General features: G+C 53.8%; 25 protein-coding genes, 1 tRNA gene, 1 pseudogene and 1 riboswitch. Of the genes and pseudogenes, 10 read left to right on the forward strand and 17 right to left on the reverse strand.

Annotated features, from left to right (window positions below):
• From SDD30_RS08690 to SDD30_RS08705, 4 genes and pseudogenes are all read left to right on the forward strand, one after another.
• Positions 1 to 271 (forward strand): annotated as a pseudogene (locus SDD30_RS08690) (hypothetical protein); the annotation flags it as partial.
• A gap of 2 nt (positions 272 to 273) precedes the next feature.
• A complete protein-coding gene (locus SDD30_RS08695) occupies positions 274 to 519 on the forward strand; it encodes a hypothetical protein (protein ID WP_434074532.1) in 246 nt (81 codons plus the stop codon).
• A 310-nt stretch (positions 520 to 829) separates the two neighbouring features.
• Positions 830 to 2,779 carry a cell division FtsA domain-containing protein gene (locus SDD30_RS08700; protein WP_434074533.1) on the forward strand — a complete coding sequence of 650 codons (1,950 nt, stop codon included), beginning with the start codon at positions 830 to 832 and terminating at the stop codon, positions 2,777 to 2,779.
• Between the two features lie 213 nt (positions 2,780 to 2,992).
• Positions 2,993 to 3,079, forward strand: a tRNA-Leu gene (locus SDD30_RS08705).
• A 65-nt stretch (positions 3,080 to 3,144) separates the two neighbouring features.
• Here SDD30_RS08705 and SDD30_RS08710 read toward each other — a convergent pair.
• The 3 genes from SDD30_RS08710 to SDD30_RS08720 form a co-directional block, all read right to left on the reverse strand.
• A complete protein-coding gene (locus tag SDD30_RS08710) occupies positions 3,145 to 4,125 on the reverse strand; it encodes an inorganic phosphate transporter (RefSeq protein WP_434074534.1) in 981 nt (326 codons plus the stop codon).
• Positions 4,118 to 4,810: a DUF47 domain-containing protein gene (locus tag SDD30_RS08715; protein WP_434074535.1), complete on the reverse strand. Its 693-nt coding sequence runs from the start codon at positions 4,808 to 4,810 to the stop codon at positions 4,118 to 4,120. The genes SDD30_RS08710 and SDD30_RS08715 overlap by 8 nt, the downstream gene beginning before the upstream one ends.
• Before the next feature lie 236 nt (positions 4,811 to 5,046).
• A complete protein-coding gene (locus SDD30_RS08720; RefSeq protein WP_434074536.1) occupies positions 5,047 to 5,178 on the reverse strand; it encodes a hypothetical protein in 132 nt (43 codons plus the stop codon).
• Between the two features lie 285 nt (positions 5,179 to 5,463).
• On the opposite strand from SDD30_RS08720, the gene SDD30_RS08725 reads away from it, so the two are divergent.
• A complete protein-coding gene (locus SDD30_RS08725; RefSeq protein WP_434074537.1) occupies positions 5,464 to 6,690 on the forward strand; it encodes a 6-phosphofructokinase in 1,227 nt (408 codons plus the stop codon).
• Between the two features lie 162 nt (positions 6,691 to 6,852).
• Complete coding sequence (locus SDD30_RS08730) at positions 6,853 to 7,302, forward strand: QueT transporter family protein (RefSeq protein ID WP_434074538.1); 450 nt, start codon at positions 6,853 to 6,855, stop codon at positions 7,300 to 7,302.
• Positions 7,303 to 7,456: 154 nt separating this feature from the next.
• Here the strand turns inward: SDD30_RS08730 and SDD30_RS08735 are convergent, their stop codons facing one another.
• The 5 genes from SDD30_RS08735 to SDD30_RS08755 all read right to left on the reverse strand — a co-directional run bounded on the left by SDD30_RS08735 (position 7,457) and on the right by SDD30_RS08755 (position 12,575).
• On the reverse strand, positions 7,457 to 8,059 hold the full coding sequence (locus SDD30_RS08735; protein ID WP_434074539.1) for a flavodoxin family protein: 603 nt from the start codon (positions 8,057 to 8,059) through the stop codon (positions 7,457 to 7,459).
• A 2-nt stretch (positions 8,060 to 8,061) separates the two neighbouring features.
• Entirely contained in the window at positions 8,062 to 9,549 is a 1,488-nt protein-coding gene (locus SDD30_RS08740; RefSeq protein ID WP_434074540.1) for an FGGY-family carbohydrate kinase, read from the reverse strand.
• A gap of 15 nt (positions 9,550 to 9,564) precedes the next feature.
• On the reverse strand, positions 9,565 to 10,608 hold the full coding sequence (locus SDD30_RS08745; protein WP_434074541.1) for a zinc-dependent alcohol dehydrogenase: 1,044 nt from the start codon (positions 10,606 to 10,608) through the stop codon (positions 9,565 to 9,567).
• A 93-nt stretch (positions 10,609 to 10,701) separates the two neighbouring features.
• On the reverse strand, positions 10,702 to 11,484 hold the full coding sequence (locus tag SDD30_RS08750; protein ID WP_434074542.1) for a class I fructose-bisphosphate aldolase: 783 nt from the start codon (positions 11,482 to 11,484) through the stop codon (positions 10,702 to 10,704).
• 92 nt (positions 11,485 to 11,576) lie between these two features.
• The gene (locus tag SDD30_RS08755) at positions 11,577 to 12,575 is read right to left on the reverse strand and encodes a LacI family DNA-binding transcriptional regulator (protein WP_434074543.1); all 999 of its coding nucleotides are present in this window, start codon (positions 12,573 to 12,575) and stop codon (positions 11,577 to 11,579) included.
• A 199-nt stretch (positions 12,576 to 12,774) separates the two neighbouring features.
• Here SDD30_RS08755 and SDD30_RS08760 point away from each other — a divergent pair, with 199 nt between their 5' ends.
• Both SDD30_RS08760 and SDD30_RS08765 read left to right on the forward strand, forming a co-directional pair.
• On the forward strand, positions 12,775 to 13,830 hold the full coding sequence (locus SDD30_RS08760) for a zinc-dependent alcohol dehydrogenase (RefSeq protein WP_434074544.1): 1,056 nt from the start codon (positions 12,775 to 12,777) through the stop codon (positions 13,828 to 13,830).
• Positions 13,827 to 14,879 (forward strand): zinc-dependent alcohol dehydrogenase, encoded by a 1,053-nt coding sequence (locus tag SDD30_RS08765; protein WP_434074545.1) that lies wholly within the window; start codon positions 13,827 to 13,829, stop codon positions 14,877 to 14,879. Before SDD30_RS08760 ends, SDD30_RS08765 begins: the two co-directional genes overlap by 4 nt.
• A gap of 130 nt (positions 14,880 to 15,009) precedes the next feature.
• Here the strand turns inward: SDD30_RS08765 and SDD30_RS08770 are convergent, their stop codons facing one another.
• The 9 genes from SDD30_RS08770 to SDD30_RS08810 form a co-directional block, all read right to left on the reverse strand.
• Positions 15,010 to 16,374 carry an amidohydrolase family protein gene (locus SDD30_RS08770; protein ID WP_434074546.1) on the reverse strand — a complete coding sequence of 455 codons (1,365 nt, stop codon included), beginning with the start codon at positions 16,372 to 16,374 and terminating at the stop codon, positions 15,010 to 15,012.
• Positions 16,375 to 17,895 carry an ABC transporter ATP-binding protein gene (locus SDD30_RS08775; RefSeq protein ID WP_434074547.1) on the reverse strand — a complete coding sequence of 507 codons (1,521 nt, stop codon included), beginning with the start codon at positions 17,893 to 17,895 and terminating at the stop codon, positions 16,375 to 16,377.
• Positions 17,892 to 18,881, reverse strand: coding sequence for an ABC transporter permease (locus SDD30_RS08780; RefSeq protein WP_434074548.1), 990 nt, complete (start codon positions 18,879 to 18,881; stop codon positions 17,892 to 17,894). The genes SDD30_RS08775 and SDD30_RS08780 overlap by 4 nt, the downstream gene beginning before the upstream one ends.
• Positions 18,881 to 19,936, reverse strand: a complete 1,056-nt coding sequence (locus tag SDD30_RS08785; RefSeq protein ID WP_434074549.1) for an ABC transporter permease — start codon at positions 19,934 to 19,936, stop codon at positions 18,881 to 18,883. The genes SDD30_RS08780 and SDD30_RS08785 overlap by 1 nt, the downstream gene beginning before the upstream one ends.
• Before the next feature lie 25 nt (positions 19,937 to 19,961).
• A complete protein-coding gene (locus tag SDD30_RS08790) occupies positions 19,962 to 20,993 on the reverse strand; it encodes a BMP family protein (protein ID WP_434074550.1) in 1,032 nt (343 codons plus the stop codon).
• A gap of 27 nt (positions 20,994 to 21,020) precedes the next feature.
• Positions 21,021 to 21,395, reverse strand: coding sequence for a dihydroneopterin aldolase (gene folB / locus SDD30_RS08795; protein WP_434074551.1), 375 nt, complete (start codon positions 21,393 to 21,395; stop codon positions 21,021 to 21,023).
• Positions 21,396 to 21,400: 5 nt separating this feature from the next.
• On the reverse strand, positions 21,401 to 22,057 hold the full coding sequence (locus tag SDD30_RS08800) for a flavodoxin family protein (RefSeq protein ID WP_434074552.1): 657 nt from the start codon (positions 22,055 to 22,057) through the stop codon (positions 21,401 to 21,403).
• A complete protein-coding gene (locus SDD30_RS08805; RefSeq protein ID WP_434074553.1) occupies positions 22,050 to 22,748 on the reverse strand; it encodes a methenyltetrahydromethanopterin cyclohydrolase in 699 nt (232 codons plus the stop codon). The genes SDD30_RS08800 and SDD30_RS08805 overlap by 8 nt, the downstream gene beginning before the upstream one ends.
• A 136-nt stretch (positions 22,749 to 22,884) precedes the next feature.
• Positions 22,885 to 23,865, reverse strand: coding sequence for a methenyltetrahydromethanopterin cyclohydrolase (locus SDD30_RS08810; RefSeq protein ID WP_434074554.1), 981 nt, complete (start codon positions 23,863 to 23,865; stop codon positions 22,885 to 22,887).
• Positions 23,866 to 24,055: 190 nt separating this feature from the next.
• Between SDD30_RS08810 and SDD30_RS08815 the strand changes: the two genes are divergently transcribed.
• Both SDD30_RS08815 and SDD30_RS08820 read left to right on the forward strand, forming a co-directional pair.
• Positions 24,056 to 25,060 carry a LacI family DNA-binding transcriptional regulator gene (locus SDD30_RS08815; protein ID WP_434074555.1) on the forward strand — a complete coding sequence of 335 codons (1,005 nt, stop codon included), beginning with the start codon at positions 24,056 to 24,058 and terminating at the stop codon, positions 25,058 to 25,060.
• A gap of 93 nt (positions 25,061 to 25,153) precedes the next feature.
• Positions 25,154 to 25,255: riboswitch (purine riboswitch) on the forward strand.
• 124 nt (positions 25,256 to 25,379) lie between these two features.
• A complete protein-coding gene (locus tag SDD30_RS08820) occupies positions 25,380 to 26,705 on the forward strand; it encodes an NCS2 family permease (protein ID WP_434074556.1) in 1,326 nt (441 codons plus the stop codon).
• Positions 26,706 to 26,798 lie beyond the last annotated feature (93 nt).

Here is a 26,798-nt window from a genome sequence, read left to right on the forward strand (position 1 = left end):
GGCTTTTGATCTGGACATGGAGGAAATTAAACTTTTCGCTGAAGCCGCCCGGGAGGCCCCGGTACCGGTAGCCCACCAGATGCTGGGAATGATCGGTTCGGAAATGCGGGAGGCCAGCCTCTGGGACGGCATCCTGGCCGCTTGCGATGGCTGGCATGCCTTCCCGCCGCCCTCACCGCCGCCTTACCCGCCGCGGCCGCCCTTTGCCGACCCACCTTATGCTGTGAGTGAGCAGCCGGACACCAAAAAAGAAATAGGGAAGGGGGAATAATAATGGATTGGCGGGATATGATTCGACGCGTCCTGGAACTCGATCAGAGTGAGCTTGCCCTCTGGGCGGAGATTGCCGCCGGTGCACCGTCGGAAAAGCTGCGGGTAATCATTCGGGCCATGATGGACCGGGAGAGAGACGAAATGCGTACCCTGCAGGCGATTCTCTCTTCCCACGGCGACTGGTACCCCGATCCGGGAGGACCGCCGGGATATACTCCTTATAATGAAAAAGGCCCAGAGAAATGATTAGGGTAACCGTTTACTATGACTAGCGGGCATGAGAGGCCACTAATCATGAGAGGCCACTAATATGGAAAGATTGAGCACCAGCGGGAGCCCGGCTCCCGCTTTTTGTCGTCAGGGATAATATTTCCGCGATGAAAAAAGGATTTTCCTTTAATTTGGGAGAAATAGATCCAACGTTTTGTTGGTAAAGCTCAGGCATCACGGATTTTGGGGTGGCCTTTAGCAAAATTGTAGAAGAAGATTATTCATGCTGTTTATTCCCGACTGGCGTTTTTAGTACTCATTTACTTAAGTGGCGGAGGACTGAAGTATGGCTGATACAAATACGATCTTTGCCCTGGATGTTGGTACCCGCAAAGTAGCCGGCCTGGTTCTGGCACCCGGCAAAAAGGGTTACCATATCCGTGCTGCGGCGGTTGTTGAACACCAGCAGCGGGCCATGCTCGACGGCCAGATTCACGATATTCCCCAGGTAGCCCTGGCCATCCAGGCCGTTAAGGAGCAACTAGAAAAGAAGCTACATATCTCCTTAAAAGAAGCAGCCGTAGCCGCAGCCGGGCGGGCTTTAAAGACCCGACGCGCAACAGCCACAGCCAGCCTCTCGCCGGCCCAGGAGATCGCTCCTCAGGCCGTCCTGGCCCTGGAAGCCGCCGCCGTCCAGGAAGCCGAAAAACTTCTAATGGAAGGCGGCCAGAGCCAACCGGCTTACCACTGTGTTGGCTACAGCGTAGTTGGTTACAGCCTGGATGAACACCCCATCGGTAACCTGGTCGGGCAAAGGGGCCAGGGTATGGCCGCCGAGGTTATTGCCACCTTCCTGCCCCGGGTAGTGGTTGACTCCCTGGTGGCGGCCCTGGAACGGGCCGGGCTGATGATGGATTCCCTAACCCTGGAGCCCATTGCCGCCAGTGCGGTGGCCGTCCCGGCCGCCATGCGGGGCTTGAACCTGGTCCTGGTGGATATTGGCGCCGGCACCTCGGATATCGCCATTACCGGTCAGGGCACCATCACCGGCTACGCCATGGTACCCGCCGCCGGCGATGAAATTACCGAGGCCCTGGCAGCGGCCCTCATCCTCGATTTTAACACTGCGGAAACAGTAAAAAGAAAGCTTTTGAACCAGGAAAAATTGACCTTTACCGACGTTGTCGGCCAGCGGCGCACCCTGGCGGCAACGGAGATTATTGAACTGATTAAACCAGCCGTCACCGAACTGGCGCGGCAGATTGCCACCCAGATCGTCCTCCTTAACGGTAAATCGCCCCAGGCCGTCCTGCTGGTGGGCGGCGGCAGCCTGACCCCGGGGCTGGCGGCGGCCCTGGCCGGGCAACTGGAGATCTCGCCGGAAAGGGTGGCCGTCCGGGGCCGCGAGGTTTTAAGCAACATCAGCGGTGCGAAAAATCTCGAGGGACCCCAGGCCATCACCCCCATCGGTATCGCTTTTACGGCCTTGAAGCGGGAAGGACTGGGCCTGGCCCGGGTGATCGTCAACGGCCGGCCGGTCCATTTCCTGGCCGGCCAGCAGATGACCGTTACCCAGGCCCTTCTGGCGGCAGGCATCCCGGCCCGCCTCCTCTACGGCCGTCCCGGTAAAGGCCTGGGGGTGGAGGTCAACGGCCGGCTGACTTTCCTGCGGGGCCAGCCCGGCGAGCCAGGTCGCATCCTGGTTAACGATACCCCGGCCACCCTGGAAACCCTAGTCCGGGCCGGGGATCACCTTGCCGTCACCCCGGGCCGGGACGGCGCCGATGCCCGGGGTACCGTCGCCGACCTGGTACCGCAACTGACGCCGAAAACCATCACCTTCAACGGCCGGCAGGTAACCCTGGAACCGGAGATTACCATGAACGGCCACCGGGTCGATTACCGGACGCCGGTCCAGGATCAGGCCCGGCTCACCTATGAGCCCCTGGAAACTGTAGGCCAGGTCTTGGCCCACCTGGGGGAACCCCTGGAAGGGCCTGTCCTGTTAAACGGCCAGCAGGTGCGGTTGAAAGCCCCCATCAAGGATGGTGATAACCTGGTCACCGGCACTGGTGCCACCGGCCGGAGTATTAACATCACTTTAAACGGCCGACCGGCCATCTTGAAGGTCCAGGCAGCAGATGTCCTGTTCACCGATGTCTTTAACTACTTGGATTTTCCTGCCAGCCCGCCCCCGGGCCGGAAAACCCTGGTCATGGAAATCAACGGCCGCCCGGCCGAATTTACTACCCCCCTGGCTGAAGGCGATGCCGTAACCCTACGCTGGGACCCTTGATAGGATCCAGGGGGCCCGGCAAATAAAGCCCTGTAGGCGCGCTAGAACCTGGGTTTAGTGCTAGGTTACTTGAAAATTTAATAAAACCCGAGTTTACGCGGTTCATCTACCGTGACTGGTTTAATAATGTTTAATGGTTTCCTGATCAAGCCCTTGACGGCCAGCAAAATGCCTGCTATAATAATTCTTGCTTCTGGGGCAGCAAACAGATATGCGGCAGTGGCGGAATTGGCAGACGCGCTAGATTCAGGTTCTAGTGGTGTAACAGCCGTGGGGGTTCAAGTCCCTTCTGCCGCACCAAAGAGTTAACTACAATGAGGCAAGCCATGGGCAAAATGGCCTGCCTCATTGTATATTGTTTCTTCTTAAATAACGCCCAGCAAGTTGTAGACCGCCCCTGCCACCAGGGCCGCCGCCGGGGCGGTCAGCAACCAGGCCTGGACCATCCTCCCGGCCACGTTCCACCTTACGGCCGTCACCCGCCTGGTCGCCCCAACGCCCATGACCGCGGCGGAGAGGACGTGAGTAGTGCTCACCGGGCTTCCCAGGAGGGAAGCGGTTATAATAACCATGGCCGCGGTGGTTTCAGCGGCAAATCCGTGGATAGGTTCCAGCTTAATGATCCGGGAACCCACCGTCCGGATAATCCGCCAGCCACCAAGGGAAGTACCCAGGGCCATGGCCGCCGCGCAGGCGATAATCACCAGGCAGGGCACCCGGAAAGAAGAAATTTCACCGCCGGCCAGTAGGGCCGCCGTAATAATCCCCATGGACTTCTGGGCATCATTGGCCCCATGGCTGAAAGCCATAAAGGCAGCCGACAGAATCTGCAGCCGTGCAAAACTGCTGTTTAAACGCCGTGGCGAAGCGTAACCCACCAGGAACAGAATCAACCCCATGACAAGGTAAGCGGTGCCAAAGCCCACTAGGGGCGAGGCAAACAGAGGAAGGAATATCTTCTCTACTAACCCGCGGGCATTTAGGGCCACCAATCCTTTAGCGGCGGCGGCCGCTCCGGCCAGACCACCAATGAGGGCGTGGGAAGAGCTGCTGGGTAGGCCGCCGTACCAGGTGATAAGGTTCCAGGCGATAGCGCCAATCAGGCCGGCGCTTATGACCCGGTTATCAATTAAGTGGGGATTAATTATACCGTGGCCAATGGTCCAGGCAACCCCGGTGCTGACCATAGCACCGGTAAAATTGAGGAATGCCGCCATGGTAATCGCCTGGGCAGGGGAGAGTACCCTGGTGGCTATGGAGGTAGCAATGGCATTAGCGGTATCATGGAATCCGTTAATAAAATCAAAGGCCAGGGCCAGGGCAATTACTAATGATAACTCAAACATACTTCATGACAATCCCTTGCAGCAAACTGGCTACGGCTGCACACTCCCGCAGAGTAACATAGACCTGGTCAAAGACCCGCTGCCACTTGAGGACGACCAGCAGGTCCCACAGGCCTTGATCCTGGGCTGCTGCCAGGTCCCTTAACCGGCCCTGCCCGGCGGTATAATAATCCCTGCAGCTTCTGTACATCTCCCCCAGACCATCTTGGTAGAGCCCGTCACCCTGGTCACGGTACTTTTTTATCGCCCTCGCCAAGCGCAGGATTGCCACCGCATTCTTTTTCAGCCCGGGCAGGGCCGTGACCTGGATTTTCAGGGTAGCAATGGTCGTAACCAGCACCTCAAGGAGTTGCAGAAAGTGTACGCCAGGTCTTCCCAGATCATAAATAAGCATCGCTTTGGCGGTCAGATAAAGGGATACTGCTATTTCGTTCAACCACCTGGCCAGGCCGTATATATCTTCCCGGTCAAAAGGGGTGATGAAGGTTGCGCCCAGTTTCTCTATAATGGTTTCGGTGGTCCTTTCTACCCTGAGTTTAAGTACGGCCAGGTTTTTCAGGCCCTCCGGGGCCGTGCCGTAATGGTTGCAGGTGTACTGCAGCGTCAGAGCGGCCCGGTGCAGGGTCGCCGCCGCCTCGGCAAATAACCGGAAAAACTCCTCGTCCATCCCTCTAAATTTGAACATCCGGGTTACCCCCGGTTTAATCATATGCTGGCTCCGGCTATTAAAGAAACCTTTTTGCCGTTCCAGCCAACTGTACCCCCAGCCCCTAAAAAGCTAACCAATAATCGCCTGGTTTGGTATAAGCCTTTGTTGGCAGAGCCCCCCACGGGGGCTGACGCCCCATTCTATCATTTTTATCCTCTAATGGTGCTCCTAAAAAAATCCCCGCCAGTAGCGGGGGTTACCAACTTGGGCGCTTAGTTGTCACCGAAGAATAGAAGGATCAAGATCAGAAATAGGACAAAGGCAAAGTTACCACCAGGGAAAGCTCCCAGACCACTTTCCTGGCCGCCCTTTTTCGGCCCGAACAAACCGCCTTCTTCAGCCATGGTTACACCTCCAATATGGTTTAATCTACTGTAGCTTATTCCGCAAACCTTGAAGATGTCACCATCAATACACTACCATTAGCCTTGCTTTCTGTCGGGCAACCATGCAGCGGCAATGCTTTCCGGCGTGCTAATCAACCATTAGCCGTACTCTTTGTTGAGTAGCCGGGAAGCCGACCGCTTCCTACCTGAGAACTAGAGGGTACCACTGCCAGTGGCCATAAAGCCCGGGGCGGGTTATAATAGTAGAAAAATAATAAGTGCACTCTGGAGAGGGGGATCTTATTGTTCAAGGGGAATTGTATTATCGCCCAATCAGGTGGTCCCACGGCGGTGATCAATAGCAGCCTGGCGGGGGCTATTGAAGCCGCCCTGGGTAGTGCCGCCATCAACGAGGTTTACGGCGCCCGCCACGGTATCCTGGGGATTCTCCAGCAAAATCTCTGCGACCTGCGCCGGGAAGACCCGGCTAGTATCCAGGGCCTGCGTCATACCCCGGGGGCGGCCCTGGGTTCCTGTCGCTACCAGTTAAAAAAACAGGAAGACTATGAGCAACTCCTGGATATTTTCCGCCGCTATAATATCCGCTACTTTTTTTACATTGGCGGCAACGACTCCATGGACACCGCCGCTAAAGTAAACCGGCTGGCCGTGGAGGAAGGCTATGATCTGCGGGTCATCGGTATTCCTAAAACGGTAGACAACGACCTGCCCCTGACGGATCACTGTCCGGGCTATGGCAGTGCCGCTAAATACCTGGCTGCCAGTGTCCTGGAGATGGGCATCGATATCCAGAGCCTCATCACCTCCACCAAGGTGGCCATTGTGGAAACTATGGGCCGCAATACCGGCTGGCTGGCAGCGGCTACAGCCCTGGCGCGGCGGCAGCCGGGTGACGCCCCCCACCTGATCTACCTCCCCGAGGTAGCCTTTGACATGGCAACCTTTCTGACGGATGTGGAGGAAGCCTACCGGCAGCATGATACTGTTCTGGTGGTCGTTTCCGAAGGCTTGCTGGATAAAGACGGTAATTATATCTTTAACGATGCTGCAACTCAGGATGTCTTCGGCCATCAGCGCCTGGGGGGATTGGGCCAGTTCCTGTTAAATAAAATAGAAACGGAACTAAAGATTAAGGGCCGGGTGATTCTCCCGGCAACCAGCCAGCGGAGCGCCACGCACCTGGCCTCGCGAACTGATGCTGACGAAGCCTATGCCGTCGGCCGGGCGGCGGTGGAGGCGGCCGTCCAGGGCGCCAGTGGCAAAATGGTGGCCCTGAACCGGCAGGAGGGGGAAGCCTATTACTGTACCTGTGGACTGGTCGATTTGGATCAGGTGGCCAACAGGGAAAAGAAGGTGCCCCGGACCTGGATCAACCCGCAAGGAAACGATATAACGGCCGCTTTTATTAATTACGCCCGCCCCCTCATCCAAGGGGAAGTAAATATCCCCTACTGCGACGGGCTTCCTACTTATGTAAACCTGGTTGGGCATCCGGTTCAGACACCTTAGTAAAAACCCGCAGGGCTGGTCTCTATTCTCCATGAACTATTAGGATTAAACGGCATGCACGAAGGGCTGATTAAGCTAGGCGATTGAAAATATAGGACGCTATCGACAAGGTAAGGACAGGGTTGTATTTACTCAAAAGTTAATGTAGGGAGTGACATATCAATGACCGCTAGAATCGCCCGGGGAGCAGTTATCGCCGCCCTCTACGCGGTGGTGACGATCATTCTCAAACCCATCAGCTTCGGCTACCTCCAGGTGCGGGTGGCAGAGGCCCTGACCCTTTTACCCATTCTTTTCCCGGAGGCCATCCCCGGGCTCTTTATCGGCTGCCTGGTAAGCAATATTTACGGCGGTCTGGGACCAATCGATATCTTCCTGGGCAGCCTCACCACCCTGGCCGCCGCGTGGCTGACCTACGCCTGGCGGGGAAGCCGGCTCGCCTATTTGCCGCCTATTATCCTTAACGGCGTCATTGTGGGCGTCTACCTGTCCTACCTGTTACACGTTAATATCCTCCTGGCCGTGGGCAGCGTCGCCCTGGGCGAGGCCATTGCCGTCCTGGTCCTGGGGGTACCACTATTGAAGAAGCTGCAGAAGATGAACCTGAGGTAAACGGGGAGTTAAGCACTGATGTGAAGATTCAAATTGACCATGGCTGTTGTCCTTCTCTGTGCATGTCGTCCTTCGTAAGATACGTTTAAAGTTGCAACTAAAAAACCCCGGTCGCTGCTACGGCCGGGGTTTTTAGATCCCCAGAAAAAAAGTGTTAGCCGTCCTTCTTGTTAGCAATGGTTTCTACCAATTCTTCACCGGTTTTAAAAGCTGTAGCCATCACCGGATGAGCGGCGGTTACCGGGGTCCAGGTTGTATATGGAACCAAAATCTGGCGCCAGAACTCGGCATTTATATCATTAAAACAATGACCGGCTACCTTAATATGGCTGTCTAAAACCTCCGGTCCCATACTGCCGCTGATCGCCACTAAAATTCCCAGTTTGCGTTTTGGCAGGATGCTATAAAACTCCATTTTGCCTTTACCATCAGTTACTATCTGGCAAAAAGGATAACACCGGTCAACAAATTGCTTAAACTGGCCGGTAATATCACCGTAATAGGTCGGTGTTCCCAGAATGATAGCGTCACTGGCAATAATAGCCTGATGCAATACCGGTACATCATCATCGTTTATTTTACATCTGTTTCTTTCTTCGCAGTAGCGGCATCCCTGGCAGGGTTTAATATTGTAGTCGTGGAGATAAAAAACCTCAGTCGTCGCCCCTTTACTTTGACTACCGGCCAGGATTTGTTTTACTACCGTAGCGGTATTCCCGTTTTTACGGGCGCTGCCGATAAAAGCAACGACCTTCATTTTTATTCCTCCCGTTCCGGCCCGATTTCTCCCAAACGCGCCAGCTGGCTAAAAGCGGGCTTAATCATGGTATTAAGTTCCCGGTACAAAGTAAAATAGCGATTATACAGGCTGTGGTTAGCGTCATTAACAAAGGTGCTATCTTCAACTTGCAACCATTTATTTTTGAGGTCTTTAAAATCCGGAAAATAACCCCTGGCGAAACCGGCGAAATAAGCATTGCCCAGGGCGGCATCTCCCCGGGGGACATACTCCAGGGACAAACCTAGAATATCCGTAACAATCTGGCGCCAGAGGGGACTGGTAGCGCCCCCGCCGGTGGCCACCACTCGTTTTACGGGAATGTTGGCCTGTTCATAGCTATCTCTGAGGGCATAGCCGAAGGATTCCATTAAAGCACGATATAGATGGGCCCCGCTATGGGCCGTAGTCAAGCCCAGGATTACCCCTCGGGCCAGGGGATTATTTATCGGCGTCCTTTCGCCCATGAGATGGGGCAAGATAATTAGGCCTTCAGAACCCGGCGGGATATTTTGGGCCATATTTTCCAAAACGGTGAAATCCAGTGACCCTGACGGCAATAGGACTTGTTCCCGGAACCACCTGGTTAGTTCGCCGCCGGTAAGAATATTGGCCAGGAATTGGACCTGACCGCTGCTAATGGCCGGGCCGGCGGCTATTTTCTCGAGGGGGGTAAGGCAGGTCAGCATCGTTCCGGCAGTGCCGAAGTAGATCATGGCCTCGCCTGGTTCAACGACGCCGGCGCCAAGTAACGACATAAAGGAATCCCCATTACCGGCGACTACCGGTATACCCGGGGCCAGGCCGGTAACCCGTGCAGCTTCAGGGGTAACCCGGCCGACAACCTCCGTCGGCCGGAAAACAGGCGGCAGCTTGCCCGGGTCCAGCCCCATAGCTTTAACCAGGTCGGTACGCCAGGTTAAATTGACGGTATCGAAGATCCCTCCGAAAATATTAGCCGTATCGCAATCGGTACTCAAATTACCCGTCAGCTTATAGGCGAGGTAAGAATGGGCGTTCAGGACCACCAGGGTCTGCCGGTAATTTTCAGGTTCATGACGCTTCAGCCACAGCAACTTTGGTGTTACGGCATCAGTTCCCAGGGCCAGGTTAAAACGCTGATTTATTTCCCGGCTTTCGTTTATGGCCCGATTATCACGATAAATGATGGCCCTGCGGACGGGCCGACCCCGGGCATCAATAGGGCAGAGGTTGGGAACCAGGCCGCTCAAAGATATGCCGCCTATATCGCCAGGGTCAATGGCTGCCTCCCTCAACACTTGGCGAACAATCGTAATTAAGTCGCCCCACCATTGATTTTCAGGATCATGTTCCGCCCATCCGGGATAAGGCTGGATCAAGGCATGCTTGGTAGTATGGCTGCCCAATATATGCCCCGTAAAGTCAGTCAAAACTCCCTTGGAGCCGCTGGTACCAGTGTCAATGCCCAGAAGGAACCTGGCGCCCACGAAATATAGTCCCCCTTATCCTGCTATTCGCAGCACAACCCGGTACTGGCCGCCGGCGAGGGCTAATTGAAAGCCGGCCTCTATTTGGTCAAAGGGAAGGACGGTGCTTACCATATCGTCGACTTTAATGCTCCCGCTGGATAGCAGGGCTACCGCTTCCCGGAAACTCTCTTTGTCGTGGCGGGAACTGCCCAGCAGTCGGTATTCACGATAGTGAATGTCGTTGGCATCAATGGTAACCGTGCCTGAGGGATGCATGGAGCCGTAAAGCATAAGGCGCCCGCCGGCCGCCACTGTCGTAACAGCCTGTTGGAAGGCGGCCGGGCCGCCGGCCGTAAAAACAACTATCTCGGCGCCCTGGGGATTTATCTGCCGCCGTACATAACCGGCCGGGTCTTCTTCGAGGGGATTAAGGGCGTAATCGGCACCTGCTTTTAAGGCAGCTTCCCTCCTGGCGGCATCCGGTTCGGCAATAATAACCGTAGCACCCCGGAGCTTGCACAATTTAGCATGCAAAAGCCCCATAATGCCGGCTCCCTGAATGACAACAGTATCGCCGAAGGCGACCTCTAATTGCCTGACGCTGCGGGTACAGCAAGCCACCGGCTCAGACAAAGCGGCCTGGGTAAAGTCCAACCCAGGGGAAATTTTATAGCATTCATAACCGCGCACCAGAAGATATTCGCTAAAACCCCGCGGGCCTTTAGGCTGTCCGGGCATAGGTGTTTCAGCGTACAGGCACAGGTTGTCCAGGCCCCGGCGACAGAAATAGCATTCGCCGCAGCGGGTGAGGCTGGCGATGGCTACATGATCTCCTTCCTGCAGGTCATTGCGTACGCCAGGTCCAATCTTAACAACGACGCCGGCGATCTCGTGCCCGCCCCAAAAGGGGAAGGTATCGGGTTTGGTGCTTTGGTAAATCCTTTGCTCCCAGGTGCAGATACCAACCGCCTTGACCTTTATTAAGACTTCACCGTTGCCTGGTTCAGGTATGGGAACATCCCAAAATTCAAAGGTTTTCGGTGCCGTTATCACGGCTGCTTTATATGTGCCCGACACTTTTATTACCCCTTCGAAAATTTATTATGACTAATAACGGCTTTCACCATCGCGCAAGGGTGGAAATGGCGTTATATAAACTAGCAATAAAATTTACTTAACCAGGTGCGCCATTGCGGCAGCAACATCCGCCTTTTCATGCACCAGGGCGTTTAAAACCTTCAGTACCCGGGCCGGTTGGGGATGGCCCCAAATATTGCGGCCAATAGCCACTCCCTGGGCCCCATTGCGAAGGGCATCCCAAATGTTGGTAAAAAATACTTCTTCATTATTTGTTTTGGCACCCCCCAAAACCACAATAGGAATATAACAACCGGCAGTAACGGCCGCAAAACCAGGACGATAGGGCATTTTAACCATATCAGCGCCCCATTCGGCAGCAATGCGCGCCGCCAGTTTCAAATTATCAATCGTAATCATCTCGGCGGGGCCGTTAAAACCACCCGGATACATCTCGGCGATTAATGGCATGCCGTAGCGCTCGCACTCCTGCGCTACGCGGGACAAGTTTTTAAGGGTCTTCCGCTCGACGCCTTGACCGGGTCCGGCCGAAAGGATGACGGCATCGGCACCTAACCGGACGGCTTCCTCAACTTCAATAAAAAGCTCGCAATCATAAACTCCAGTCACCAGATCGGAAGCCGGGAAATCCAGGCGGATTATCAACCCGGTTGAACCTAAAACCCGTTCGAAATTCTTAGCTACGCCGACGGTAGTTAAAATAGCATCAGCGCCGCCGGCAATAACCTGCTGCAAGGTAATTTCCGGGTTAACAATTCCCGGCATCGGACCGGAAGTACCGCCATGATCCATAGCCACAATAACCGTCCGGCCATCGGGACGTAAAATATGCTGCAAGCGTTTATACTTTCCCATCAAAAATCCCTCCAGATTAATGTAAGCGTTTGCATTATATTTCTCCATCGCTTCCCGAAATCCTGCTATAGCGATAAAAAATTTTAGGTCGCTTAACAGGAACCCCTTAATACCAGTTCAACCGGCAACAAAACCTTTTTAACCGGCGCCTTCTCCCGGCTTAATTGCTCAAGAAGGAGACGGGCTGCCTGCTGGCCCAGTTCCAAACTGGGAGAACGGATAGTGCTCAAAGGAGGGTTGCAATAAGCCGCCATGGGTATGTCGTCGAAGCCAATGACAGCAAGATCCCCAGGAATCTTTAAACCTAGCTCCCGGGCTGCCTTCAGAGCACCAATGGCCAGGATGTCATTAAAAGCAAAAACAGCCGTCGGTGGGTGAGGGCTTTTTAACAAGGCCTGCAAGCCGTCGGACCCTGATTCCAGGGAGGAATAGTCACCATAGACGATCTGCCTCCCGGCAAAGGGGAGATCGGCTTCTCTTAAAACATTTTTAACAGCTTTCAGGCGCCGGCTGGTGGTCAGCATATGAGGGCTGCCGGCAATAACCCCCAGCTGCCGGTGGCCGTTATTAACCAGATGCTGAACGGCCATGATGGTGCCGGCGTAATCATCAATATAAACAGAACTCAATTGATTCACATCGGCTAAATGTTCGATTAAAACCGCCGGCATTCTAATCTGCGCGAGTATGGGATGATAATCGTCGGGGAAAAAGCCCGAGCCCGAAAGGATAAGACCGTCGAGGCGCCTCTGATCCAGATTGCGGAGGATGGCTAATTCCTTTTCCCTGTATTCCTGGGAACTGAAGATAATCAAATTATAACCCCTGGGGATCAAAAATTTTTGACAGCCCTCGACTAACTGGGCAAAAAAGGGATTATTTAAGGTCGGCACTACCAAGGCAATCTGCCCTGTTCTGCCTGTAACCAAACCCCGGGCCAGAGGATTGGGCTTATAACCTAAATCCTCTACTAAGGCCAAAATTTTTTCCCTGGTAGCCGGCCGCACCATTTCCGGCCGGCTGAGGGCCCGGGAGACAGTGGCTACTGAAACCCCGGCCTGTTCGGCGATGGCCTTCATATCCAAAGCCAAAACCATCACTCCAATGCAAGCGGTTACGTTGAAGAACTTTGATATATAAATCATAAACTATTTACTGTAGCTATGGCAAGCTATTACCGTATAATTTATTATTGATCTCCCGGCAGGAATTTGCAAAATAGCGGCGAATATATATATCTAAATGTAAGGCTTTACATTAATTAGCCGTTGAAAGGCAGGCAAAATTAAAATGCAGGCCCTGGTAAAATACGCACCTGGTGCAGGCAACATGGAAGTGCGGCCAATACCCGAGCCGGTGCCCGGCCCCGGGCAAGTATTGCTGCAAGTAGCTTATGCCGGTATCTGCGGTTCCGATATGCATATCTATGCGGGCGCCATTGAATTTAAAAAATATCCCTTAGTTCCCGGACATGAAATAAGCGGGACCATCGCCGCCACTGGGCCCGGGGTTAAAGACTGGCGCGTGGGGGAGCGCGTAACTACTGAACATACTTTTTCCACCTGCGGCCGGTGCCTTTACTGCCGCCGGGGCGAATACCAGGAGTGCGCCGCCAGGCAATCCCTGGGCTTTGATATCAACGGTGGTTTTGCTGAATATGTACTTGCCGCCAGCGATATGCTGCACCGCCTCCCGGAAAACCTGCCTTTAGAGGCGGCCGCTTTAAGCGAGCCCCTAGCTTCAGCCGTTCACGCCGTGAGCAAGGCAGGGATTAGCTGGGGCGATAACGTCCTGGTAATCGGCCCGGGGACCATTGGCCAGCTGGCGGCCCAAGTGGCCAAAGCCGAAGGGGGCCGCGTGTTCGTGATCGGTACAGAGGCGGATGCCGAGCGCCTACAGGTAGCCAAATCTTTGGGCGCTGACTACACCTTTGCCCTGGGCGAGAAAGCTGAAGAGGGCGTGAAGGATACTTTGCTTGCTTTGACCGCAGGTTACGGTCCAGATATTGTCCTTGAATGTTCCGGTTCCCGCAGTGGAGCAGCCCTGGGTCTCGAAATTATTCGCCGCCAGGGGACCTATATCCAGGTGGGGCTTTTTGGCCGTCCTGTAGAACTGGATTACGAGCAAATTTCCTACAAAGAGTTAATTGTAAATGGAATATTTTGCCATAACTGGCCGGATTGGGAAAAAGCCCTGGCTTTAATGGCGGCCGGCAGGATCGGCTACCGGCAACTGATTACCACCAGCTTGCCCCTGGCAGAATGGCAGGAAGGTTTCCAAATGATGGCCGAGCACAAGGGCTTAAAAATTTTGCTGGCCCCTGGAGAGGGGGAACATAGTCTGTGAAGGCTATAATTTTTGACGCCCCGGGGAAATTAGCCCTGCGCGAAGTACCCGAACCGGAGATGGCAGCCGACGAAGTTTTAATCAAAATTGACGCTTGCGGCCTCTGCACTTGGGAGCAAACTATTTTTGCCGGGGTTGAACCGGCAGAGTTTCCCTTTTGGGGTGGGCACGAAATCGCCGGCACCGTCATTGCTGTGGGTCCTGAGGTGTCACCTCCTGTGGCAATAGGCCAACCAGTAGCCGTAGCCAGCCTCACCCGCTGTGGGAATTGTTACTATTGCCGGCGCGGGCTGGATAATCACTGCTTAAAAGCAGCCGCAAAGCCGGCAGGAGGCCGTCCCTGGGGGCCGGCCGGCTTTGCGGAATATATTGCCGTGCCGCGCTATATGGTTCACCCCCTGGCCAACACACAGAATTCACAGGCCGGAATTCTAGCCGAACCCCTGGCCTGCGTGGTCCGGGCCGTAAAACGGGCTAACTTAAGGAATGGGGATACGGCCGTAGTAATTGGTGCCGGTTTAATGGGGCTCCTTTTTATTCTCGTAGCCAGGTATTACGGAGCCCAAGTAATTGTCAGCCAGCCGAGTGCCCTCCGCCGGCAAAAGGCCGTTGCCCTCGGCGCGGACTATGCCCTCGACCCGCGCCAGGAAGAACTGGTGGATTTTGTCCGCCGCCATACCGAAGGTTACGGCGCTAACGCCGTTTTTTATACCGCCGGCGGACAGCAAGCAATAGCAGATGGCCTGCAGACCTTAGCCAAAGACGGCCGCCTGGTAGTTTACGCTCCTATCCATCCAGATGACACTATGACTATAAATATTAATGATTTTCATTACCGGGAGATAACCCTCACCGGCAGCCTCATGCATGATCATCAAAGTTTTGTTGCTGCCGCCGAGCTAATCGCTAAGGGGGTGGTAGAATTATCCCTGTTCAATATCTTGCCCATGCCCTTTACCAAGATGGAAGCGGCAATGGAAAAAGCCAGGGACAGGAACATTCACCGCGTCATGCTCTATTGGCCGGATGGAGGTCAAACTACAACCTGATACGGCAAAACAGCCCTATCACTTTTCTAGGGGCCACAACCTAAAAACCAACCCATAACAAAAGGCTGGATCCGGTTTTATTTAACCAGGAAGCCAGCCTTTATTTTTAGTTATCATACTGCTTGAGGATTTACTGGCAAGACAACTCTCCCTGCAAACGCCGGGCAATAGCGGCAGCCTTCCTGAGCACTTTTTCTTCATCAATAGTAACCACCTGCCGTTCGCGCATGACCACCCGCCCATTGATTACCACCGTCGCGATATTTTCCTGGTCGCAAGAGTAGACCAGGGTTGCCAGGGGGTCGTGGACCGGGGTGGCAGTGGGGGAGAGAGGGTCGAGGATCATTAAGTCGGCCCGGTAACCGGGGGCCAGTACCCCTATTTCTTTATCCAGGCCGAGGGCCCGGGCGCCTTCACAAGTAGCCATGGCGGCAACCCGCCGGGCATCGATAATCGCCGGATCGCGCCGGAAGCCCTTATGGGCCAGGGCGGTAAGCTTTAAAATCTCGACCATGTTCTGGCTGTTGTTGCTGGCCGCCCCGTCGGTGGCCAGGGCAACGGCAACAGCCGGCGCGGCCTGGGTAACGGGAGCGATACCGGACCCCAGGTAAAGGTTGGCGGCCATACAGTGGGACCAGGCCACCTGATGCTCCGCCATAATCTGCAAATCCCGCTCATTTGCCCGGACGCCGTGGACTAAAAGAAATCTGTTGGCCAGCAGGCCGGTTGCGGCCAGGACCTCCAGGGGGCGCCGGCCGTAATCAGCCAGGCTGATTTCAATATCGTAGTCGGTCTCCATGAGATGCATAGTCACAGGAACCCTATTCTCCAGGGCATAAGCCGCCAGGGAGCGGAGGCCGTCATAGCTCATGCCCCACATGATCGAAGGGGCCAACCATACGGCAAGCATGCCGTCCCTTTTATCTTCATAACGCCCGCGCAGGTAATCAACTTCTTCAAGGACCCGCTCTACTTTTTCGACCACCAGGGGCAGGACGCCATGTTCAATGCCGGCGTCATGGATACCCCGGCCGTAAAGGAAACGGATGCCGGCGTCTTTAGCGGCCGCAATCACCGCCTCCGAGAATTCGGGCCGGTAGGTAAGGTACATGAAATCCAGCAAGGTCGTCGTGCCGCTGCGGATGGCTTCCAGAAGGCCGAGTTGGGCGGCATAGTAACAGTCCTCGGCCCCAAGCAAGGGGAGCACAGGATTGATAAGCCTGTCGATCCAAGCCCGCAGCGGAGTGTCGGCCTCTAATCCTTTCAGGAGGGTCTGGAACAGGTGGGTATGGCTGTTTACCAAGCCGGGTAGGATATACCGGCCCCTGGCGTTAATTACTTCCCCGGCTTTATAAGCAGCCGTGACCTCCGCCTCCGGCCCCAGGGCCACGATGCGGCCGCCGGCAACGGCCAGGGCGCCGTCAGGGATTATCGTACCGGCGGCATCCATGGTTACCAGAGTGCCGCCGGCAATAAGCAAATCTACTTTTGCCACTTAACAGGCCACCTCGTTTTCCGGTTTTCTTCCCGCCATTAACAGCCCGATAGTCGCGATATCAGCGCCGGCGGCGTCCATGACCCCCATTAACCGGCCTTCGTAAATTACGCCGATCCGGTCGCTCACCCGAAGGATTTCGTCCAGTTCGGTGGAAACGAGTAAAATGGCGCAGCCGCGGTCCCTTTCGGCAATCAGGGTGCGGTGGATAAAGTCGGTAGCCCCGATGTCCAGGCCCCGGGTGGGGTGGACGGCGATTAATAATTTGGGCCGGCGGTAGAGGCAGCGCGCTAAAATTATTTTTTGCTGGTTGCCGCCGGAGAGGTTGCCGGCCGGTATTTCGCAGGACGGCGTCCGGATATCGAAGTCTTGGATGAGTTTTTCCGCCAGCTTTTGAATGGAGCCCCCCTGGAGAAAATGGCGCCTGCTGAAGGGGGCCTGGCTGAAATATTCCAGAATCAAGTTCTCTTCAATCTTCATATCTAAAATCAGGCCCTGCTTTTGCCGGTCTTCCGGTATATGGGCCATGCCCAGGTCCAGGAGCCGGCGCGGCGGTAAATTAGTTACTTCCTGCCCGCAGATCCGGATGCGGCCTTTAAGGACCCGCTGTAACCCCGTAATGGCCCGGATTAATTCTGATTGCCCGTTGCCGTCGACGCCGGCCAGGCCAAAGATTTCACCGGCCCGGACGGCCAGGGATACGCCCCGGACTGCCAACAGGTTTTTTTCGCCCGGGATGTGCAGGTCCTGTACTTCCAGCACTATGTCGCCGGGGGAGGCGGGCCGCTTATCTAAGTGAAAGTCTATCTGCCGCCCGACCATCAGCCCGGCCAGTTCTTCCGGCGAGGTGGCCGAGGTCAGGACCGTTTTTACCATCCGCCCGCGCCGCAGTACGGAAACCCGCTGGCTGACGGCCATGACTTCGTTGAGTTTGTGGGTGATGAAGATGACCGTCATGCCCCGGGAAGTCAGCCGGCGCAATATCGTAAAGAGTTCTTCCGTCTCCTGGGGGGTGAGGACGGCCGTCGGCTCGTCAAGGATCAGGATTTTCGCCCCCCGGTAGAGGGCTTTTAAAATCTCGACCCTTTGCTGCTGGCCGACCGATAGGGTGGCTACCTTGGCTTCCGGGTTGACCTTTAAACCGTATTCTTCCCCGGCCGACCTGATCTTGTGCGCCGCCTCCCGCATGTTGAGGTGAACGCTCCCGGTCATGCCCAGAATGATGTTTTCTGTTACCGTCAGGGCCGGAATCAGCATGAAGTGCTGGTGCACCATGCCGATGCCCAGTTCGATGGCTTCCCGGGGTGAGGCGATTTTTATCTCCCGGCCTTCTAATAGTATTTGCCCGGCGTCGGCGCCGTAGAGCCCGTAAAGGATGTTCATCAGGGTGCTTTTGCCGGCGCCGTTTTCCCCCAGCAGGGCGTGTACTTCCCCAGAGTAAATGTCCAGGTCGATTTGTTCGTTGGCCAGTACGCCGGGGAATTCTTTGGTGATGCCGCGCAGGCTCAAAAGCGGTTTCATAAGTTCGCCTCCCGTTGCGATACCTTGGTGGGACGGCGGCGATTGCCGCGGGCTTGATCTTTGTTGTAGGGCGCCCCGCTGGCTGCTGGGCCTTTGGAAGGCCCCATGAAAAAGATGAGGGCTACCAGGGTCAGGGCGTAGGGTAACATTAAAAAGAATTGATAGGGTATGGGGAAATTAAAAGCCTGCAGGCGTAATTGAAGGGCTTCCCCGGAGCCGAACAGCAGGGTGGCCAGGGCGGTACCGAAGGCCGTCCATTTGCCAAAAACGATGGCGGCAAAAGCGATGAAGCCCCGGCCGGCGGTGATGTTGTCGTAGAAGGTGTTGATGCCGCTTAAGGTGACGGCGGCCCCGCCCAGTCCCGCCAGCAAGCCGCTGCCTACTACCGCTGCGTAACGTACTTTTATAACGTCAATGCCCGCTACGTCCAGGGCCCGGGGGTGCTCACCCGCCGCCCGGACGGCCAGCCCCCAGGAGGTGTGATAAAGAATGTAGTTGGCCAGCAGGAGTAGAATGATGGCGACATACACCAGGGGCACCTGATCGAAAAATACGTGGCCGATAAAGGGTATTTTACTTAATGGCCCGAAGTTTACGGGCACCATGCCCGGTGATTCTAGCTGGTTTAGATCTGTGCCGAATATTAAACGAAAAATGGTGCTGGTTATGCCTAAGGCCAGCATGTTAAGGCCTAAGGCGGCGACAATCTGATCTACCTTGACGGTGATGCTCAGATAAGCGTGCAATAGGGCCAGGAGGCCGCCGCTCAGGGCCGCCACCAGGAGGCCGATTATAACATTGTGGGCGTAAAGGGAGCCCAGGTAGCCGAAAAAGGCGCCCATGAGCATCATCCCTTCCAGCCCCAGGTTTAAAACGCCGGCGCGCTCGCTAAAAAGCCCGCCCGTGGCTGCCAGCAGGAGGGGGATTGTCAGGCGGATGGCCGCGTTATAGAAATCGGCCTCGGTAAATATATGCAGCAGAAACATTATTGCACCCCCTCCCGCAGCTTAAAGTTGATCAACCTGATTTTCAGTTTACTAAAAGCGAGCACGCAGACGATAATGATCGCCTGGATGATATAAACAATGGTCACTGGAATGCCCATCAAGATCTGCATGGTATTGGCGCCATTGCGCAGGGCCCCGAAAAAGATGGCTGCCGCTACTGTGCCCAGGGGGTTTAGATTGCCCAGTAGGGCCACGGCAATAGCATCATAGCCGGTATTAGGCGAGAAGTCCTGAAGCAGGATGTTCTGGTAACCCAAGATCTGGACGGCCCCGGCTAACCCGGCCAGGGCGCCGCTGACAACCATAGTTACCAGCAGCGTTTTGCCGGCGTTCATACCGGCCGTCCGCCCGGCCTCGGGATTTGACCCTACGGCCCGTACCTGAAAGCCCCAATCGGTTTTGTAGAGAACGATAAAAAGGATTACTGCCACCAGCAAACCCAGGAACAGGCCGGCGTTGAGTTCGGTTCCGGCCAAAAGTTTTGGTAACCGGGCGGTAGCCGTTATCGGTGGTGACTGGGGGGCGAAGGTTGCCGGGTCCTTTAAAAAACTGTTTACCGAGTAATCGACAAAGTACACGCCGATATAGTTCAACAATATCGTGGTAATAACCTCGTTAAATCCCCGCCGGACTTTGAGATATCCCGGGATAAACGCCCACAGGCCGCCGGCGGCACAACTTGCCGCCAGCGCCAGGGGAAGGTGGATCCCAAAAGGTAATCCCGGGTAACGTGAACCGACAATAGTTGCCGCCATGGCGCCCAGGTAGAGCTGTCCTTCGGCGCCGATGTTAAAGATACCGGCCCGGAAGGCCAAGGCAATTCCCAGACCTGCCAACATCAAAGGCAGGGCTAGGACCAAACTGGCGCCCAGGTTGCCCATACCGATAAAAGCGCCCGCAAACAAGGCCGCATATGCTTGCCACGGATTGCTGCCCTGCCAGATTAAGATCAAGGAGCTTAAACCCAGGGCGACAATTATGGCTAATAAGGCAACTAAGAGGTAATTTAGGGTGTCTTGGATTTTAACTCCCAAGCGGCTGCCCGTAGCGAGTCACTCCTTAGTACATTGTTTTAATTTTTAGTTTGCCATCTAAATAATCCTTAACGGCGCTCTGCACTTTATCCACAACATCCTGAGGCACGTTCTTAAAAGGCGCCAGTGATTGGGCATTTTCCTTCATGCCGAAAACATTGTTTTTACCTTCAAATTTACCATCCTTAACCATTTTGGCCATATCGACATAGAGGGTTTCAACTGACTGGAGACCGCTGGTAACTATTGTGTCCGGTGCCATGGAATTTTGGTCCGATACCCAGCCGATGGCCTTGGCATGGGCATCCTTACAGGCCTGGAAAACGCCGATACTAAAGGAATTGCCCATCACCAGCAAGACATCATCTCCCTGGGATAACAAAGCCTTAGCTGCTTCCTTGGCCTTGGGGATATCTTCCCAGCTACCGGTATAAGAAACGGATACGGTGGCTTTAGGATTGACTTTGGCTACGCCTTCTTTGAAGGTATCGATGTCTGCGGTTACCGTTGGCGAGGCTTCCGGAGCAACGACGCCCACTTTGTTGCTCTTAGTTATCATGCCGGCTGTCATACCGGTAAAGTAACCCAGTTCGCCAAATTTAAAGTTGGTCGAGGCAAGGTTAGGACCGGTAACGCTACCGTTGATCACAACAAACTTGGTATTGGGAAACTCCGGGGCTACTGTTTTCATGGCTTCATCGAATTCATAACCATGACCGAAAATCAGGTTATAACCCTGGCGGGCATAGGTACGAATCACCTGGGCATAGTTAGCGGGGGTTACCTTTTCGGTATAGGCGACCTTGGCGCCAAATTTTGCTTGGATTTCATTAAGACCTTGGAGAGCGGAGGCATTCCAACCGCCGTCATTGACAGCGCCGGGACAAACAAGGGCTACTTTAAACTCGCCGTTACTGGATGAGCTATTACCGGTTGCTGAACTATTACCTTGCTTGCCGGCATCTGCAGCCGGCTTGCTGCCACAACCGGCCACAAGGACCAGGGACAACATAGCAATAACTAAAACAGCCAGCCCTTTTCGTATACGTTTGCTCATTGATTATTTTCCTCCTTAAAAATTTTATTATAGGTTTTGCGGTTCTCTGACTATGGAGCAACCGCTATACTCCACAATACCACCGATAGCCACTGAAGGTTTTTTCACCGTCACCCGGACCTGTTTTACCTGGTGAGCGGCCATTATTTCATCAGCAATACGTTGGGCAATCCTCTGGACGGTCCGGTACTCTTCTTGCGTTACCACCTTGGCCGCCAGAGCATAGACATCCATATAGCTCAAAGCACCTGTAAGGTCATCGGTAAGACAAGTATAACTCATGTCGGTAGCTACTTCCACATCGACCACAAATCGTTGGCCCAGCTTGTTTTCTTCGGCAAAGTATCCATGTTTAGCCCAGAATTGCATTCCTTTTACTAATAAAAGATCCTCTTTTTCCAACCACTTCACCTTCTAGCGATAATTTCTGTTTCATGGTTAGGTACACTCTCGCCGTTTTTTAGCATTATAGCCGCTTCGGCAACCCGCCGGGCAATAGTCCGGGCGTTAGCTACCCCGGTCACATCCTCCCTCGCCCCTTCCACCTTGCGATCCTGACTCCAGATAGCAGCGCCGTGATAAATACCCAGGCCGCCGCTGGCTACCAGGATACCGTGGGTGTAATAAAACCCCAGCAAAACATTAAGGGCTGTTTCCTGGCCGCCATTACGGGTGCCGCCGACGGCGATGGCACCACCTACCTTCCGGGAAAAATAATTGGGATCCTTTTTTAATATGGTATAAGTTGGACGAAAACGGTTTAAAAAAGTAACTATTTGCCCGCTGGCCCCCATGTTATAGACCGGAGAGGCCAGGAGGTAAGCGTCGGCTTCATAAAAAGTCTGATAAACGGGGCGCATATCATCGTCAAAAGTGGGACAGTAATCCAGCTCATTCTTAACACAACGGTCGCAGTGCAGGCAAAAGTTTATTTTTTTGCCCCTCAGAGTTATTAGCTGCGTTGTTACACCTTCAATTGCCGCCGCCGCCTGCAAGGCTTCCGTCAGAATATATTCGGTGGCTGCCTTTCGGGGACTACCGCAAATGCCCAGAAGTTTAACCAACAACATTTCCTCCCTGTAAACTATATAGATTTCTTAATTGATCGCCAGCGATGGATCCTTTAACGATAGTCTTGGCTGCGGTCAAATTATGAAGGCGTACTTGTCCATTAACGGGAGTCTTATTTAATAAAGCAACTAGTTGATCATGATCATTCCTGACCCATAGGCTGATAGTTAATCCATAAAGCAAGGTTTTCTCCAAGCGCGCAATGGCCAACTGCAAATCATCCACCAATGGTGGCAGAGGGCAACTGCTCCATCCCCACAGCACCCGGCCGGGATCCAGGCCATTAGTAATTAAAACCTGTAAGGTCCTAGGTAAGGCCAAAGAAGCCTGGAGGATCATGCCGACAAGGCTGGGGTAGGGGGTTACAGCAAGAAGATACTGATGGCGCTTAGTTAAAACCTTGATATTATTTAATATGTCATTCGTCGACTCCCAAACGTCAGACCCCTGATAAGAACCCGCATCCCGCTTATCCAGCAAACATAAAAGCGAGGCTTCTTTATTGGGGTCCAGGGCCGGGCCAAAAACCTCCCAGTTTTTTATTTGTACCGGCTCTGCCAGGGTAGCAACCAGGTTTTGGGGGGCATCATAACAAATATTGAGGGCCGGTAACCTGTAGCTTCCTAAATCAAAATCGCCAAAGGAAACAAGACCTTTTCCGTCTATAACGGCAAGGGTCAACAATCGGGCGGCCTCCCAGCCCGCCGGGGTATTAAAACCGCAAGCCAGAATAGTGCAGTCCGGGTAGGGGCTATATTGCTCCAGGCCATAGATCTCCGGATTAGTCACCAGGTTATCTAAAGGGTGTTTCATACCGGTTTCACTCCTTAACACCTAAAAAGTCACTGGTAAGGATGCCTAAATGAGGCGTGCCGGTGGAAAAAATGCTGCCGGTAGCCAGGTTAATCAAATTCACCTGGCAGGGGGCATCCCAATCCCTGGGCACCAGGGCCCAATCATTCTGGCAGCGTTGAAAAAGTTCCTGGAATGATGTTCCATAAATATCGCTATTCTTAACAAAGGGAATATCAGTCAATATTCGGGTTAACTCCTCATCCCGGCAGCGGACATAAATGTTGCTTTCCTGGCCATAAATAAGGCAGTCATTTACGTGACCATAAGCCACCTCTTCATCATCAACAATAGAGACAACCGGCGTAAGGCCCTCAGCCTGGACAATCTTCGCGATATCAAACCCACGGTCATAGAGGGTGGGTAGAGTTTGTTCAACGTTCCGGGCGCAAACCTGCACAGCGCCGACAATGGAGGCGGTTTTAGCCGCCAGGATATAAATGGAATCCGGCAGGATGTCAATTTCGCCGGCGATAAGTTCTGCTAAGCCCTCACCCGGGATTTCGGTGGTCTGGATACAGGCTACCGCCTTCGTAGCATAAAGATCGCGATAAGCGGTAGCCCGGGCAAAAATATCGGGAGCCCTGATACTCCTGATTGGTCCGGAAATAACGACATTTTTCCCCTGGTGATTTAACTTCCAGTAGGCCACATGGGAAGCCATTTCCGCAATTAACGGATAAGTAACTGTTATCCTTACTGCCGGGGTTAGGAAACCATCCAGGCGGTACGTGCTGAAGGCAAGTTGTCCCAGACCCCCAAGCCCTATTTCCACGAAATATTTAGCCGCCGTCCAGCTACCGGGGTATTCTATCCCCATATCAACAACAGTAGCTCCATTAGCCAATCTGGTAACCCCAATTCCCAGGGATTCGGCCTGGGGAAGAACCTCCGCCGCCAGAATCTGCGCGGCTATATTATTAAGGCTTATCCTTAAATCGCCGGGCATCAACCATTAACTCCTTTATGAAAACCTTTACATTCCTAATGAAAAGTTAATTCGACATTACTTTTTAAATTCCTTCTGCAAGCAAATAAATTTTTAAAGGACTTTTTATGTTGACGGGTTGCAAAGGTAAGTATTACTATAAAGTGAAGGTTTAAAAAGAGACCGATTATAAAGCAGGGGTTGTTTATTAATGGATATAAAAACTATTGCAGCCAGGGCCGGGGTATCCATTGCCACTGTGTCAAGGGCTTTAAACAAACCGGAGCTGGTACGACCCCAAACCCGGGAGCGCATCCTCCAAATTGTAACGGAAATGAATTATACCCCCAACCCCCTGGCTAAAAGCCTTTTAACGGGCCGCACCTATACCATAGCCCTGGTTTTTCCTACGTTACGCAATCCTTACTTTAGCCAGCTGGCCGAAGGATGCGAGGCGGCTTTATCTAGTTCGGGTTATACTACCAGCATCTTTTCCTTTGAGGAAGAAGTCCCGAAACAGCAGGCGATATTTAATAACATTATCCAGCGGCACATTGACGGGATTATCCTGGCCGGATCCGGCTCTTTACAGGAAGGATATCAACAAATCCTGGCCGGTTTAAATATTCCGATAGTGGTCGTTGAAGATATGCCCGATCTGGATTCCATTCCTGTCAGGGCAGGAATTAGTTGTATTAATATTGATGATCGCCAGGGAACTAGATTGGCTATCCAATATCTTTTACAAAAAGGACATACAGCAATCGGGGTTATAACCGGAGAGCCGCAAATGTTGATTACTAAACGCCGTCTGGAGGCAACCTGGGAGGTTTTAAAAAAAGCCGGTTTAACATTAAACCATATTGTTAGTGGTAGCTATATTTCGATTGAAAGCGGTTACCGCTGTATGAAAACGTTACTGGGGAAAGGAGCCGGGGTAACTGCCGTATTTACCTTCAATGACCTTTTAGCCATCGGTGCTCTTAATGCGGTCCTGGACATGGGGTTGCAAATCCCCCGGGATGTGGCCGTAATTGGTTTTGACGATATTCCCATTGCCCCTTTTACCAGGCCGCGCCTGACTACCGTCCATTCTCCCAGTAACGAGATCGGTATTAAAGCGGCCAGAATGTTACTCAATCATATTAATGACCCCTCGACGCCCCGGCGCCGGGTACTAGTACCGGCCGAACTGATTATCCGGGAAACCTGTTAGTTTAGTCGTAATGGAAATTTAAAAATTCCTGCCGCCAACCAGCAGGAATTTCCCGTGTAGTCGCGAATACTATATTAAACTTAATTTCCAAAAACTTAATCCCTAACCCTGCTTCGTATATTCCCGGTAATGCGGTCCGGGAGTTTCTACCAGGCAACCGTAAATTGCCCGGCTACGGAGGTTAAACCTCGTAGTCGGGTTTTTATTTGGTTCGTCTTAATCTGTCTACCGGCCGGGAAGTATAAAAGGCGGGGAAGGAGGGAAGCTTTTAGCAGAGCCTACAACCCGGTTGGCATAAAAAAAGTGGGGTGAGGAGTATATGGCAGTTCAACAGGAACCAGTTGGTTTTCTCGAAAGGTCCTTTAAATTAAGGGCCAATGGCACCAATACCCGTACCGAGGTGCTGGCCGGTATCACTACCTTTATGACCATGGCTTACATTATTTTCGTTAATCCGACCATCCTGAGCAGCACCGGCATGGACTTCGGCGCGGTCATGGTAGCCACCATCCTTTCTGCCGCCATTGCCACCCTGATCATGAGTTTCAGCGCCAATTACCCCATTGCCATTGCCCCCGGTATGGGCCTGAACGCCTTCTTCGCCTTTACCATTGTCAAGCAGATGCACTATCCCTGGGAAGTAGCCCTGGCAGCCGTCTTTATGAGCGGTGTAATCTTTATTGTTTTAACCCTTACTAAAGCCCGGGAAGCCATCGTCAACTCTATTCCTTTGTCCCTGAAACTGGCCATTAGCGCCGGTATCGGCCTGTTTATCGCCCTCATCGGCCTGCAAAACGCCGGCCTGGTGGTACCCAATCCCGACACCCTGGTGCAGCTGGGGGATCTCAGCAAGCCCCCGGTCCTCCTGGCGGCCATCGGCCTGGTGATTACCGCCCTCCTGGTGGCCCTGCGGGTGCGGGGGGCCTTGCTTCTGGGTATTATTATCATTACTCTAATCGGGATTCCCATGGGTGTAACCAAGGTAGCGGGTTTTAAAATACTGAGCCTGCCGCCCAGCCTGGCGCCCACCTTCGGGGCCTTTGTCCGGGGTCTGGGGGGCCTCTGGGCCACCGGCCTCATTCCCATTATCTTTACCTTTACCTTCGTCGACCTCTTTGATACCATCGGCACCCTTATCGGGGTCAGCAGTAAAGCCAACCTGCTGGATGAAAACGGTAATCTACCCCGGGCCGGCCAGGCCTTAATGGCCGACGCCGTTGGTACAACCCTGGGCTCCATCCTGGGCACCAGCACCCTGACGGCTTACATCGAGAGCGCCGCCGGCGTGGCCGAGGGCGGCCGTACCGGCCTGACCAGCCTGGTAGTAGCTATTCTTTTCCTGGCCTGTTTATTCATCTCTCCCCTGGTGGGTATCGTGCCGGCTGTAGCTACGGCGCCCATCCTGATCATCGTCGGTATCTTCATGATGGAACCGGTGATGAAAATCGACTTTAGCAACTTCCTGGAGGCAGCCCCGGCCTTCTTGACCATCATCATGATGCCCTTCACCTATAACATTGCCGAGGGCATCGTCTGGGGCGTCTTGGCCTACGTCTTTCTCCACCTGGTTACCGGCAACACAAAGAAAATCAGCCTCACCATGTGGATCCTGGCTGTGCTCTTTATCATTCGTTTCTTTGCTTAGTTAGCCAGAGCAGATCCCCCTGCTCTTGGTCCGGCCCTCCGGGGCCGGATTTTTTATTGGTTACGCCGGCGTTAAACCGGGGGCAGGAATAAG

The sequence above is a fragment of the Moorella naiadis (nom. illeg.) genome, from assembly GCF_051020825.1.
GTDB classification, from domain to species: Bacteria; Bacillota; DSM-521; order Neomoorellales; family Neomoorellaceae; genus Neomoorella; species Neomoorella naiadis.

Coding starts and splice junctions, on each gene's coding strand:
- SDD30_RS08750 (WP_434074542.1), bottom strand. CDS start 11,484: ATGGGAAAGTATAAACGCTTGCAGCATATTTTACGTCCCGATGGCCGG.
- SDD30_RS08735 (WP_434074539.1), bottom strand. CDS start 8,059: ATGAAGGTCGTTGCTTTTATCGGCAGCGCCCGTAAAAACGGGAATACC.
- SDD30_RS08810 (WP_434074554.1), bottom strand. CDS start 23,865: ATGCCCGGCGATTTAAGGATAAGCCTTAATAATATAGCCGCGCAGATT.
- SDD30_RS08715 (WP_434074535.1), bottom strand. CDS start 4,810: ATGTTCAAATTTAGAGGGATGGACGAGGAGTTTTTCCGGTTATTTGCC.
- SDD30_RS08695 (WP_434074532.1), top strand. CDS start 274: ATGGATTGGCGGGATATGATTCGACGCGTCCTGGAACTCGATCAGAGT.
- SDD30_RS08815 (WP_434074555.1), top strand. CDS start 24,056: ATGGATATAAAAACTATTGCAGCCAGGGCCGGGGTATCCATTGCCACT.
- SDD30_RS08730 (WP_434074538.1), top strand. CDS start 6,853: ATGACCGCTAGAATCGCCCGGGGAGCAGTTATCGCCGCCCTCTACGCG.
- SDD30_RS08710 (WP_434074534.1), bottom strand. CDS start 4,125: ATGTTTGAGTTATCATTAGTAATTGCCCTGGCCCTGGCCTTTGATTTT.
- SDD30_RS08720 (WP_434074536.1), bottom strand. CDS start 5,178: ATGGCTGAAGAAGGCGGTTTGTTCGGGCCGAAAAAGGGCGGCCAGGAA.
- SDD30_RS08780 (WP_434074548.1), bottom strand. CDS start 18,881: ATGTTTCTGCTGCATATATTTACCGAGGCCGATTTCTATAACGCGGCC.
- SDD30_RS08700 (WP_434074533.1), top strand. CDS start 830: ATGGCTGATACAAATACGATCTTTGCCCTGGATGTTGGTACCCGCAAA.
- SDD30_RS08820 (WP_434074556.1), top strand. CDS start 25,380: ATGGCAGTTCAACAGGAACCAGTTGGTTTTCTCGAAAGGTCCTTTAAA.
- SDD30_RS08790 (WP_434074550.1), bottom strand. CDS start 20,993: ATGAGCAAACGTATACGAAAAGGGCTGGCTGTTTTAGTTATTGCTATG.
- SDD30_RS08760 (WP_434074544.1), top strand. CDS start 12,775: ATGCAGGCCCTGGTAAAATACGCACCTGGTGCAGGCAACATGGAAGTG.
- SDD30_RS08775 (WP_434074547.1), bottom strand. CDS start 17,895: ATGAAACCGCTTTTGAGCCTGCGCGGCATCACCAAAGAATTCCCCGGC.